Below are 13241 nucleotides of genomic sequence, written 5' to 3'. Positions count from 1 at the left end.
AGTTCCTTTTAGTAACTAAATTATACTCTCAAAACTAAGTAGTCTCCACTTTTCAATTTCACAACATCAGCCTTCATTGCCTTTGCAACATCTTGGACCATCACTTTTTGTTGCTCCTCATTTTCTGCCAATAATGAAAGTTGCTTTCCTCCCAAAAATCGTTCTTTATGTAAAGTAATATAAGCAAGGATTTCGTATCCAGGTCTTTCCGATGATTCACGTCCCAATTCTATTCCCTCCCAACCAAGTTGGTTTTCATGACAGAATGACTTTTCTTTGTACTTTCAAGTAGAGGTGTTTTCTTCACAGCCTCAATTAATTTATCAATATCCTTAATAATTGGAACAAGCGTAATGACAACTCTACCTTCTTCATAATCTTTCCTTGTAAAGTGATACCTTTTGACTCCAATCGCTCTTGTCGATTCAAAAAGTGCTGCTTGTCTTTGCCCAAAGTTATCCAGAGCAATACGAAAGTGATTTGCTCTTGGGTGAATGATAACCGCCATTCCTTCTTTTTGAAACATGTTAGCAGCATTTTCAGAACCTAGAAGGTTTGATACATAGATCCCATCAACAAATAGCTCAGATTCTTTTACTTCAACCTTTCCTTCATAAACTTCAGCAATATCCCCAATTGTTTTCCCTTTTGAAAATCGTTTTAAAATGAACAATACAATGAAACCAAAAATAGAACCTGACAGGATGTTTATCCAAATTACATCGCTGTTAACAATTTGAATGGTTAAAGCAGTTACAAAAGCCACAATAAGTGAAAAGTAGTTTCTTGCTTCAAAGGTTTTAGCTATTCCATCAATATAAGCATCACCGCGATAAGCATACTCCGTATTTTCTAAATCCTTTAGGCTTTCTCTTTCAGATTTTCTAACGTCCCTAAATTGTTGGATAGCAAGAGTAAGAAAGGTAACAGCTACAAAGTTTTTTGTCATTAATGCTGGAATAGCAACAGCCCCTAAAGCTGAGGCAACAAAGCCTGTAAGTAAATGAATGAGATATCCATTTGGGTAGCTGGGATACTGTCTAAAATCTTCTTTAATTGTTACAAATCGAGCTACTGTTCCAATGATGACCGCTGTAAGTATCATCACAATATGTTCAGTTGAGATCATATCTTTCATAAGATCACTCCTTATTATATAGAAACAGTATGGTACAATTTTTTATATTTCATAAGCTAATTTTGTACTTGAATTTATACTGGTCCTATGAAAACAACAGAATAAATACTATATCTAAGTAAGAATTATTTTTATTTTAAAGATATATGTGCATATAATCATGAAAGGGAGAGGGTTTAATGGGACATTCACATAGCCTTGGTCAAGGACATAGTAGTCATCATCATAGAAGAAATAAACAGCTTTAAAGTGGTCTTTTCTAATTATCACTACCTAAGAGTCGAAAGTGGATATGTCTACTAATTTAAGAAGATGGTTCTAATACTATTAAACATACTCTAACCTATTGAATATATAAGTGAATTATTATATAGTAATATAAGGATACTATTGGAGGTGCTTAGAATGTTAGAAACAACAATTGAAATAGATAAAGCTGCGACGATATTAAAACTTTTAGGTGACAAAACAAGATTATCAATTGTAAAAATGTTAGATACAAATGATTGTTGTGTATGTGAGTTTGTCGAAATTTTTAAAGCAAGTCAACCTGCAATTAGTCAACATCTTCGCAAGTTAAAAGATGCGGGAATCGTAAAAGAAGCAAGAAGGGGACAATGGATCATCTACTCATTAAATAAGAATAGTGATTACTATTCATTCGTTCAAAATTTACTTGAACACCTTCCTAATCAAGATTATCGAATCAAAGAATTAGAGGAACAAGGATTACGTATTTCGTGTGAATAATGGAGGGATTATTAAATGACATCAGTAATTTTGGCATCCGTCATCTTTTTACTCACACTTACACTAGTCATATGGCAACCAAAAGGACTATCGATTGGCTGGTCTGCTTGTGGTGGAGCCATTTTAGCTTTACTAGTAGGTGTTGTAGATTTTAAAGATGTAATCGATGTAACATCAATTGTTTGGAACGCGACCTTAGCGTTTATAGCTATTATTATTATTTCTCTAATACTAGATGAAATTGGCTTCTTTGAATGGTCAGCTTTGCACATGGCTAGGGCTGCTAAAGGTAACGGTATTAAAATGTTTGTTTATGTAAGTATTCTTGGAGCTATTGTAGCTGCATTCTTTGCAAACGATGGAGCTGCCTTAATTCTGACACCTATCGTACTAGCAATGGTAAGAAACTTAAACTTTAGTGAAAAAATGGTCTTTCCATTTATTATCGCTAGTGGTTTTATCGCAGATACAACATCTCTTCCATTAGTAGTTAGTAACTTAGTGAACATTGTATCAGCTGACTTCTTTGGGATTGGGTTTGTTGAGTTTGCATCTAGGATGATCATTCCGAACTTTTTCTCATTAGGTGCAAGTATTTTGGTTTTATTTCTCTTTTTCCGTAAAAGCATACCTCGTAACTACGACTTAACTCAGCTAAAAAAACCTGTTGAAGCCATACGAGATGAAAAAATGTTCAAATTGTCTTGGATTGTTTTGGGTATATTACTTGTTGGGTATTTTGCAAGTGAGTTTATTGGAATTCCTGTATCTATCATCGCTGGTATTGTAGCCATCTTCTTTTTAGTTATGGCGAAAAGAAGTCCTGTGGTAAACACAAAAACAGTCATAAAAGGGGCACCTTGGGCAATTGTCTTTTTCTCAATCGGAATGTATGTTGTTGTTTACAGCTTGCGAAATGTTGGGCTAACAAATGTATTAGCTGACTTAATTCAAGTAACAGCAGACCAAGGGTTGTTTGCGGCGACAGTTGGAATGGGCTTTATTGCGGCAATCTTATCGTCAATCATGAACAACATGCCTACTGTTATGATTGATGCACTTGCCATTTCCGATACTAATACAACAGGTGTAATGAGAGAAGCTCTTATCTATGCAAATGTAATTGGTTCAGATTTGGGACCAAAAATTACACCAATAGGCTCTTTAGCTACTTTATTATGGCTTCATGTCTTATCTTTAAAAGGTGTAAAAATCTCTTGGGGCACTTATTTTAAAACAGGGATTATCCTAACCATCCCAACATTGTTTATTACCCTTGTTGGTTTATATATTTGGTTACTTATCATCCACTAATCTTATTTTAAAAGGAGAAATGAACATGTCTAAAAAAACAATCTACTTCTTATGTACAGGAAATTCTTGCAGAAGCCAAATGGCAGAAGGATGGGCAAAAAAGCATTTAGGTGATGAATGGAATGTGTATAGTGCAGGTATTGAGGCTCACGGTTTAAATCCAAATGCAGTGAAAGCAATGAAAGAAGCTGGAATTGATATTTCAAATCAAACTTCAGATATTATTGACCCTGAAATATTAAATAATGCTGATTTAGTCGTTACGTTATGTGGCGATGCAGCAGACAAATGTCCAATGACACCACCACACGTTAAACGAGAACATTGGGGATTTGATGATCCAGCTAAAGCAGAAGGTACAGATGAGGAAAAATGGGCATTTTTCCAACGTGTACGTGATGAAGTTGGAGAAAGAATTGAACGTTTCGCTAAAACTGGAGAATAATATAAAAGCTAGAAGCCGTGAGATTTCCTCTCGGCTTTCACTTAAATGAATGTATAAGTAAATTCTTATATCTTAATAAAGGGGATGAAACTTATGAAAGTTGAAATATTTGACCCAGCGATGTGTTGTTCAACAGGTGTGTGTGGTCCGAGTGTTGATCCTGAATTAACTCGTGTTGCATCAGCTGTTTACTCACTAGAGAAAAAGGGATTTGAAATAAAAAGATATAATCTTGCAAATGAACCAGGTGTTTTTGCTCAAAATAATGAAATTACTCAAATTCTTACTGAAAAGGGACCAGATGCTCTTCCTGTAACTCTCGTTGATAACACAATAAAAAAAATTGGTGAATACCCAACAAATGATGAACTTTCTGAATGGTTTGGCGTTAAGACTGATGAATTAAAAGAAAAGCCTAAGACTAAATTATCGATTAATTTAAAGCAACTGTAATATAGGGAAAGAAGGGATAGAATGTATCAGCCTTTTAATCCGAAAAGTATCAATACTCCGTATTTATTCTATACAGGTAAAGGTGGAGTAGGTAAAACTTCTACTGCCTGTGCATCAGCTGTTGCATTAGCCGATGCGGGTAAAAAGATATTACTTGTCAGTACAGATCCAGCTTCTAACTTACAGGATGTATTAGAGATTGAATTAACGAATACACCAACATTGATTCCAAACGTACCTAACCTTTATGCTTGTAATTTAGATCCAGAAGAAGCTGCAAAAAATTATCGAGAAAAAGTTGTAGGACCTTATCGGGGTAAATTGCCTGAATCAGTAGTTGCAACAATGGAAGAGCAATTATCTGGTGCTTGTACAGTAGAAATAGCTGCTTTTGATGAATTTACAAGTTTATTAGCCGATGAATCCACTGTAAATGAGTATGATCATATTCTTTTTGATACGGCACCAACTGGACACACGTTAAGGCTATTACAACTTCCAACAGCATGGAGTGGATTTTTAGAGGAAAGTACACACGGTGCTTCATGTTTAGGACCTCTATCGGGTTTAGGAGATAAGAAAGATTTGTATTCTAAAACAGTAGAAGCTCTGTCAGACTCAACCAAAACAACGCTATGCTTAGTAAGTAGACCAGAAGTATCTTCTTTAAATGAGGCTAATCGAGCATCAATAGAGTTAAAGGGAATTGGAATAAACAATCAAATACTCATTATGAATGGCTTGTTAAAATCCTATGTTCCAGATGATGCTGTATCAGCAGCTTTTTATCATCGTCAGCAACTTGCATTGAAATCTGTGCCAGAGGAATTGAAACAAGTCCCTAATTATTCCCTCCCATTTGTATCGTATTCCTTAACAGGCATCCAAAATCTTCGTTATTTATTTAAACAATATTCTTTATCTGAATCAGAAATGAAAAATGATTTGGATTACGATATTTCTTTCAATGAACTAAAAGATGTGATTAATGATCTATCAGAGTCAAACAAAAGAATTATTTTTACTATGGGAAAAGGAGGAGTAGGTAAAACAACCGTTGCATCAGCAATTGCAGTCGGTCTTGTAGAAAAAGGACATAAAGTTCATTTAACAACAACAGATCCTGCTTCCCATTTAAATTATATGTTTAAAAATAATAAATTAAATAAAGATCTGACCATTAGTTCAGTTAATCCTCATGAAGAAGTTGAAAAATATAAGAAAGAAGTTCTTACAAAAGCCAGTAAAGATCTTGACCAAGAGGGACTTGCTTACTTAGAAGAGGATTTAAACTCACCATGTACTGAAGAAATCGCTGTTTTTCGAGCATTTGCCGACGTTGTTGCAAAATCAGAACAAGAAATTGTCGTGATTGATACAGCACCAACAGGACACACTTTGTTGTTATTAGATTCAGCACAGAATTACCATAAGGAACTTGCTCGTTCTACTGGAGAAGTACCTGAAAGTGTGAGCAAATTGCTTCCAAGGTTAAAAAACCCACAAGAAACGAGCGTAGTAATTGTTACTTTAGCTGAAACAACACCTGTTTTAGAGGCTGCGAGACTTCAAGAGGATTTAAAACGTGCAGAAATTCAACCAGATTGGTGGGTAATTAATCAAAGTTTATTTGCTACAAAAACCAAAGATCCCATTTTAAAGGGTAGAGCTGTATCCGAAAAAAATGGATCCAAAAGGTTAACGAGGAGTTAGCAACTCGTTCTGCCATCATTCCTTGGATAAGCAAGGAGAAGATAGGATATGACGAAATTAAAGAGTATGTCAGATCATAACATATTTGGAGGATTACTATGGAGAAAGTGATCATTTTAGGAACTGGACCAGCAGGGTTAACTGCTGCTATCTATTTAGCACGAGCAAATATGAAACCTATTGTTATTGAAGGGGATCAACCAGGGGGACAATTAACACTAACAACTGAGGTTGAAAACTTTCCTGGTTTTATTGATGGTATTACGGGACCAGAATTAATGGATAACATGAGAAAGCAAGCAGAGCGTTTTGGAGCTGAATTTAAAAGAGGTTGGGTAACTGAAGTTGATTTATCAAAGAAACCTTATCGCTTACAAGTCAATGGTTTAGGTGAGATTGAAACTGAATCCCTTATTCTTTCAACAGGTGCATCAGCGAAACTGTTGAACATACCAGGGGAAAAAGAAAACATCGGTCGAGGCGTAAGTACCTGTGCAACCTGTGACGGATTTTTCTTTCGAGGTAAAAAAGTTATTATTGTTGGTGGTGGAGATTCTGCAATGGAAGAAGCAAATTTTTTAACGAAGTTTGCTAGTGAAGTGATTATAGTTCATAGAAGAAATGAACTTCGTGCGTCAAAAATCATGCAGGATCGTGCTAGAGAAAATTCAAAAATATCTTGGGCACTTAATCAAACTCCTCTAGAAGTTATGGCAGGAGAAAATGGAGTTACAGGGCTAAAGGTAAAAAATAATGAAACAAATGAGGAAAGAATCATTCAAACGGATGGCATTTTTGTTGCGATTGGGCATACACCAAATACATCATTTTTAAATGGTCAAATAGATACAGATGAAACAGGATATATCAACGTTATATCTGGAACAACTGAAACCAATATACCTGGTGTTTTTGCTTGTGGCGATGTACAAGATAAAAAATACCGTCAAGCAATTACAGCTGCGGGTACTGGATGTATGGCTGCTTTAGATGCTGAAAGATATTTAGAAGGAAATGCAATTCATGATTGGAGCAAATCTCTATAATAGGAGGAGTTATTATGACAACAAAAAATTACCATGAATTAATAAAAGATCGTATTTATATCGGTGGTGCAGATGATATACATGATGTGATGAAAAATGAAAAAGTCGACGTAGCATATGATTTAAGAGCAGAGGCATCAAAAGAAGAATCACCATATAATCGTGTGCACAGTCCAATTGTTGATGACGCAGACCAACAAGATGAATCTGTTAAGAAATCCATTGATCATGTAATTAATGCATATAATGAAGGTAAAAATGTGTATTTTCACTGCCAAGGAGGAAGTAACCGTACAGGTACTGTTGCGATTGGAACACTTTTAGCTTTAGGAAAAGCAAAGACAATTGAAGAAGCAGAGGATATAGCAAAGACTGCAAGACCTAAAGTTAATGTTAAACCAGAAATGAAGGAAACATTAAAAAGAATTTTTCCAAATGCTTAGTTAGAATAGGGGGAAAAGTTATGAAAATAACTGACGGAGCTAAAGAACTGTTAGAAAACTTTTTAGATGAAAGAGGTGCAGAAGGAATACGTTTAACTTCTGTAGCCGGATGTTGTGGGCCACAATTTACTATATCTTTAGATTCACCAGAGGGTTCAGATACAGTGAAAACTATTAATGGTATTAAAGTGGCTATCGATTCACAGATTTCTGGAATTGATGAATTAACTTTAGATAAAGAAGAAAATCAAGACGGCGTAGGATTAGTATTATTAGGAGCTAGTAACTGTTGTTAATATAAGAATTAAATGAAGGGAGAGGAAATAATCCTCTCCCTTTAAAATTCAATTAAAAGATACTTTATGTAAATAATAAACTAATAAAGTGAATTATTTGCATTTTGCAAATAATTATTGTATAACTAAATGTAAGAGGTGAACGTATATGAAAGAGGAAAATCTTCGCGAACTATTTCAGACTATGACCCGAAGATTTGGTTTTTTGAATAAAAACTGCTGTAGTGCAGGAGGGTTCGATATTTCCCTTATTCAAAGTCATATCCTTTACGAAATAGATCGTCAACATAAACCTTCGATACAACAAATTGCAGAAACGTTGGGAACTGATATTACAACCTTTAGTCGTCAGATACAATCACTTATTAAAATGAACATGGTGAAAAAAACACCAGATCCTGATGATCGACGGGTTTATATTCTTTCCCTAACAACAGAAGGGAAATTTATAGCAACTATGATTGACCAACAAATGAATTCTTATTTAAACGAAGTCTTCTCTCATATGAACGGATTTGAAAAAGAGACGGTTATTCGTTCCATCAATTTATTAAATGATGCAATGGCAAAATCTAGCAAATGTTGTACTACTCCGATGGGATAATTCCCTTCCTCTTTTTAACAAATACTTGCAAATTGCAAATAAAAGGAGTGTTAATATGACGAAAGTTTGGGATACTATCGTAATTGGTGGAGGGCAGGCTGGTCTTGCATCAGGTTATCATTTAAAGAAAAAGGGCTTAAAATTTTTGATCTTAGAAGCCAATAATCAAGCAATCGGATCCTGGCCAAATTATTATGATAGTTTAAAGCTCTTTTCCCCATCCCATTTATCTTCATTGCCAGGTTTGAAGATGCCTGGAAAGAAGAATCACTATCCTTTAAAAAATGAAGTGATTTCTTATTTAGAAGAATACACTAAAAAGTTTCAATTTCCTATTGAGACAAATAAAAGAGTTTTAGATGTTATGAAACACCGTAAGGGATTTATAATTCATACTCAGACAGGTGAGACTTATCAAACACGAACGATCATAAATGCTACGGGATACTTTCAAAATCCATACATGCCAGAGATTATGGGAATTGATATTTTTAAAGGGGAAGTACTTCATTCATCAACATATCAAAAACCAGATCACTACAAAGGTAAAAGAGTAGTGGTCGTAGGACGTGGTAATTCTGCTGTTCAAATTGCGATTGAGCTTGCAGAAGCTAGTCATACTTCATTAGCTGTGCTACAGCCAGTTAAATTTGTAAATCAAAAAGTACTGGGTATTGATATGCATTTTTGGTTAAGGGTTACAGGTTTAGACACTTTCCCATTCTGGAAATTTGGAAAGAAGGTTCCCATTCCGAGCGCTGTTGCAGACTTAGGTGATTACAAAGCAAAATTAGAAGCTGGAAAACCTGAACAACAACAAATGTTCACTGCTTTTCATTCTGATGGTGTAATCTGGTCAGATGGAACAAAGGAGTCAGTAGATACAGTTATTTTTGCAACCGGATATCTCCCCACCCTAACATACCTAAATAATATTGGAGCACTAGACACTGATGGGAAACCTTTACTAGTTGCTGGGATCAGTACCACAGTTCCTGGTATTTACTTTGTTGGATTGGAAGGTCAGCGTTCATTTGCTTCTGCTACATTAAGGGGAGTAGGCCCTGATGCACATTATGTAGTTAGAAAATTAATTCAATATTTAAAGATGTAAATTAATTGTAAGTAATGATAGAGCATTTAAACAAATTATATTTAGATAATACTTGCAAAATGCAAATATTTTTAGAGTGAGGTAATAAATGAGTAAATAGTAATTTTCAAAACCTTGATGTTCTGAGCTTAAAAACCTGCTGAGCTAAAGAATTTATATCTAATATTGATATTTCTTAATGGAAGTAAAATCTTTATTTTTGTATTAAATTAGTTTATTTAATAGGAGGATTTATATGTCTAAAATACAATTATCACTAAACGTAAAAAGCTGTTGTTCATCACAAACGAGTACGGTTAACACTAATATAAACAAGAATATGTTGGATCAATTACCAGTTGCTATTATTGGTAGTGGTCCTGTAGGTTTAGCAGCAGCTGCACATTTAATAAACAGAGGAGAAACATTTTTCATCTTAGAGGCTGGTGAACAGGTGGGGGCAAATATTTTAACATGGGGACATGTTCGGTTATTTTCACCATGGCGTTATAACACGGATAAAGCTGCTAAAATCTTACTTGAAAAGCATGGCTGGAAACATCCTGATTTGGATTCGTTGCCAACTGGATATGATTTAGTGAACGAATATTTAGTACCACTGTCAAATGTACCTGAAATAAAATCTTCTTTGCATTTAAATACAAAAGTATTATCTATAGCTAAGAAAGATATGGACAAAATGAAAACAGCAAATCGTGACAGTGTTCCGTTTACTATTTATGTGGAGAAAGAAGGCGAATATAAAACGTTCGAAGCAAGAGCAGTTATAGATGCTTCAGGTACTTGGGGAAACCCTAATCCTACTAATTCTAATGGGATTATGCTAAAGGAAGAAAAATCTTTACAGTCTCAAATATTTTATGGTGTACCGGATGTTTTAGGAAAAGAAGTTGTACGTTACGCCAATAAACGAGTGGCAGTTATAGGCGGTGGGCATTCAGCGATTAACTCTTTATTGGAACTAGCAAAACTAAAAGAATCTTATCCAGAAACAGACATCATTTGGATCTTAAGAAAACAGATGGTTCAAGACGCATATGGAGGAGAAGACAAAGATGCTCTTGCAGCACGAGGAGCTTTAGGAAGTCAGATCCATCGAATGGTTGATGCAAAAGTAATAACTGTTGAAACCCCATTTTTTATCCAGTTTTTAAAAAGATCTAAAAAGATCATTGATATAATAGGAACCTAAAATGGTAAACAGCGAATTCTTACTGCAATAGATGAATTGATTGTAAATACTGGTAGCCGACCAGATCTCACCATAATAAGTGAAATACGTACTTCTATTGACTCAATAACAGAAAGTGTAGAAGCATTAGCTCCTTTGATTGATCCTAATATTCATAGTTGTGGAACTGTTCGTCCCCATGGAGAGAAGGAACTTCGTCAACCAGAAAAGAATTTTTACATCGTAGGTTCAAAAAGTTATGGTCGGGCTCCTACATTCCTGATGGCAACAGGTTATGAGCAAGTCCGATCTATTGTTGCATACCTTTGCGGGGACAATGCTGCAGCAGACAAAGTGGAATTGGATCTTCCTGAAACAGGTGTATGTAGTGTAAATATAGACACTAAAAACCTTTCTGACGAAACAGGAACCTGCTGTTAAACGGTATCCGGGGAGTCAACTGCTCTCCCTCTGAACTTATTCAGTAAAGCACACTTAAAATGAGGAGGAATAAAAGTGGTAATTAATCATGCGGGAGTATTGAAGAAAGAATATTTTATTGCTTATTTGAAATTAATTATCAATGCTTTTGAATGCTCCATTGAACAGGCTAAGGCAATAACCTTTGAACGGTTATTTGGATTAAATGAAAATAGCCTTGGCAAAGAAACTTATCTACATTTCCTTAATGCTTATGAAGAAATTTGTAAAAAAAGATGTTTTTAGTTTCAAAAAACAAGCCTCCTTCGCAAAAAGTCATTATAAATGTTGCGATCATTACAGCACTCAGTTTATTAGGGGATTCAATGTTATATATTGCATTACCTATCTACTGGGAAGAAGTAGGATTGAATTCTATCTGGCAAGTAGGAATTCTCCTTTCTATTAATAGGTTCATAAGATTACCTTTTAACCCTATTGTTGGATGGATTTATAATAGAATTACATTGAAAACTGGTCTTTTAATAGCAGTCACTATTGGAGTAATCACCACAATAGGTTATGGTTATTTTAAAGGATTCTTTGCTTGGATGATTTTACGCGCATTATGGGGAATAGGTTGGTCATTTTTCCGAATCGGCGGACTTTCTACTGTAGCATTTTATGCTGATAAGAACCATCGTGGAGAAGCGATGGGTTTATATAATGGCATTTATCGTTTAGGTAGTTTATTAGGAATGTTAGTTGGGGGAGGATTTTTTCCCATAATGGGGATACAATACGTCTCCGTAATTTTTGGATTTCTATCTCTACTAGGGCTACCAATAATCTTATTATCATTAAAAACTGATTCATTTACAAATATTAAAGATACAGATTCCTTTATTGAAACTTCTATACCTTTTAATCTTGCTTTTAGACAGAAGTTTGTTATTATTCTAAGTGGCTTTTTTATCACTATGCTCATACAAGGTGTATTAACCTCTACACTCAGTTCAGTCATTGAACATAATTTTGGAAATGAAATAGAGATATTCGAGATGGTATTAAGTGTAACGCTTTTATCCGGTCTCATACAATCAGCAAGATGGGTGTGGGAGCCTTTTTTAGCAAGGATCTTTGGTATTTGGTCGGATGGACCAATTGGTAAGGTGCCTATTTTTATATTTTCTCTATTCTTTTCTGGTTTGATATTTGGAGCAATATCAAATGAACTACCATTAATTGTTTGGATCATCGTCACACTATTAGTGTTAATGAGTGCTACTGTTATAACGACATTAACAGATGCAATAGCTATAGATATTTCAAAAACTTCAAATGTCGTTTCGTTTCTTACATTATATTCTATTGCTCAAGATATGGGTGCAGCTTTAGGCCCGTTTATAAGTTATTTGGTTATAGAATTAAAGAATGGCTTTAAATATCTCTATTGGGGTGGAGCTGGAGTCTTAGCTACGTTGGCAATACTTTGGACATTCTATTACTTTTATGAAAAAGCTATTTTTAATGTAGATTCAAAAAAATCAATTTCTTAAATTTCAGCATTTGTAACATATGCTAACTTTTTAATCAAAAGAAATAAATGTTTAATTTATATATTTTAACTGAAGTAGGTGTTAAAATGAAAAATTCAATAATTATTGATAAGATGCTTCGGGAAGATTGGGAACAAGTTCGAGAGATTTACTTAGAAGGAATTGCTTCTGGAAATGCAACCTTTCAAAAAAAGCTCCTTCATGGGAGGAGTGGAATCACAGTCACATATTAGATTGTCGTATTGTTGCACGTTCAGACGCTCAGGTTTTAGGGTGGGCAGCATTAAGCCCTGTCTCAAGTCGGTGTGTATATGCTGGTGTGGCTGAAGTAAGTATCTATGTGGGCGAAATTAATAAAGGAAAAGGAATCGGAAGTGAACTATTAAAATCTTTGATTGAAATAAGTGAACAGCATGGATTTTGGATGTTACAATCTGGTATTTTTCCTGAGAATGTCTCTAGTCTCAGATTACATAATAAATATGGGTTTCGGGAAGTTGGAAGACGAGAACGTATTGGTAAAATGAATGGTGTTTGGAGAGATGTAGTTTTACTTGAAAGAAGAAGTAAGGTTCAAGGTATTAATTAGTAAAACAATTAATTTTTGGGTACGTCACTAGCATTGTTGTTTTATACGAAAGGTAGATCATTAATAACAAAAATAGGTTATTTGAAATAGATTGATCAGAAGTCATGTTTTAATACAAATGATTTTCTTGTCGGGCAATCAAGTGCGAATGAGTAATAACATTTGCATTTTTTCTAAAGGGCCAAA

13 protein-coding genes and 3 pseudogenes are annotated in these 13241 nt (G+C 34.7%); 14 read left to right on the top strand and 2 right to left on the bottom strand.

Annotated elements, in window-relative coordinates; translation table 11 throughout:
- Positions 1-20: 20 nt before the first annotated feature.
- Both AC0L8O_RS27065 and AC0L8O_RS27060 read right to left on the bottom strand, forming a co-directional pair.
- Positions 21-227, bottom strand: coding sequence for a capping complex subunit for YIEGIA (locus tag AC0L8O_RS27065; RefSeq protein WP_251682981.1), 207 nt, complete (start codon positions 225-227; stop codon positions 21-23).
- A gap of 2 nt (positions 228-229) precedes the next feature.
- On the bottom strand, positions 230-1138 hold the full coding sequence (locus AC0L8O_RS27060; protein WP_251682980.1) for a YIEGIA family protein: 909 nt from the start codon (positions 1136-1138) through the stop codon (positions 230-232).
- A gap of 405 nt (positions 1139-1543) precedes the next feature.
- On the opposite strand from AC0L8O_RS27060, the gene AC0L8O_RS27055 reads away from it, so the two are divergent.
- From AC0L8O_RS27055 to AC0L8O_RS26990, 14 genes and pseudogenes are all read left to right on the top strand, one after another.
- Positions 1544-1888, top strand: a complete 345-nt coding sequence (locus AC0L8O_RS27055) for an ArsR/SmtB family transcription factor (RefSeq protein ID WP_251682979.1) — start codon at positions 1544-1546, stop codon at positions 1886-1888.
- 15 nt (positions 1889-1903) lie between these two features.
- The gene (locus AC0L8O_RS27050) at positions 1904-3202 is read left to right on the top strand and encodes an arsenic transporter (protein WP_251682978.1); all 1299 of its coding nucleotides are present in this window, start codon (positions 1904-1906) and stop codon (positions 3200-3202) included.
- 25 nt (positions 3203-3227) lie between these two features.
- Positions 3228-3647, top strand: a complete 420-nt coding sequence (gene arsC / locus AC0L8O_RS27045) for an arsenate reductase (thioredoxin) (RefSeq protein WP_251682977.1) — start codon at positions 3228-3230, stop codon at positions 3645-3647.
- Between the two features lie 84 nt (positions 3648-3731).
- Positions 3732-4100: an arsenite efflux transporter metallochaperone ArsD gene (gene arsD, locus AC0L8O_RS27040; RefSeq protein ID WP_251682976.1), complete on the top strand. Its 369-nt coding sequence runs from the start codon at positions 3732-3734 to the stop codon at positions 4098-4100.
- A gap of 21 nt (positions 4101-4121) precedes the next feature.
- A pseudogene (arsA, locus tag AC0L8O_RS27035) lies at positions 4122-5893 on the top strand (arsenical pump-driving ATPase).
- Between the two features lie 18 nt (positions 5894-5911).
- On the top strand, positions 5912-6859 hold the full coding sequence (trxB, locus tag AC0L8O_RS27030) for a thioredoxin-disulfide reductase (RefSeq protein ID WP_251682974.1): 948 nt from the start codon (positions 5912-5914) through the stop codon (positions 6857-6859).
- A 14-nt stretch (positions 6860-6873) separates the two neighbouring features.
- Complete coding sequence (locus AC0L8O_RS27025) at positions 6874-7302, top strand: protein-tyrosine phosphatase family protein (RefSeq protein WP_251682973.1); 429 nt, start codon at positions 6874-6876, stop codon at positions 7300-7302.
- 20 nt (positions 7303-7322) lie between these two features.
- Entirely contained in the window at positions 7323-7598 is a 276-nt protein-coding gene (locus AC0L8O_RS27020; protein WP_251682972.1) for an adhesin, read from the top strand.
- A gap of 148 nt (positions 7599-7746) precedes the next feature.
- Complete coding sequence (locus AC0L8O_RS27015) at positions 7747-8202, top strand: MarR family winged helix-turn-helix transcriptional regulator (RefSeq protein ID WP_251682971.1); 456 nt, start codon at positions 7747-7749, stop codon at positions 8200-8202.
- A 55-nt stretch (positions 8203-8257) separates the two neighbouring features.
- Positions 8258-9316: a flavin-containing monooxygenase gene (locus AC0L8O_RS27010; protein ID WP_251682970.1), complete on the top strand. Its 1059-nt coding sequence runs from the start codon at positions 8258-8260 to the stop codon at positions 9314-9316.
- Between the two features lie 235 nt (positions 9317-9551).
- Positions 9552-10928 (top strand): annotated as a pseudogene (locus AC0L8O_RS27005) (NAD(P)-binding domain-containing protein).
- Between the two features lie 75 nt (positions 10929-11003).
- A complete protein-coding gene (locus AC0L8O_RS27000) occupies positions 11004-11213 on the top strand; it encodes a hypothetical protein (protein WP_251682969.1) in 210 nt (69 codons plus the stop codon).
- A complete protein-coding gene (locus AC0L8O_RS26995; protein WP_285844050.1) occupies positions 11204-12466 on the top strand; it encodes an MFS transporter in 1263 nt (420 codons plus the stop codon). Before AC0L8O_RS27000 ends, AC0L8O_RS26995 begins: the two co-directional genes overlap by 10 nt.
- Positions 12467-12552: 86 nt before the next feature.
- A pseudogene (locus AC0L8O_RS26990) lies at positions 12553-13055 on the top strand (GNAT family N-acetyltransferase).
- Positions 13056-13241 lie beyond the last annotated feature (186 nt).

The sequence above is a fragment of the Metabacillus sp. KJ11-3 genome, from assembly GCF_055808295.1.
This window is presented reverse-complemented; position numbering and strand designations above follow the sequence as displayed.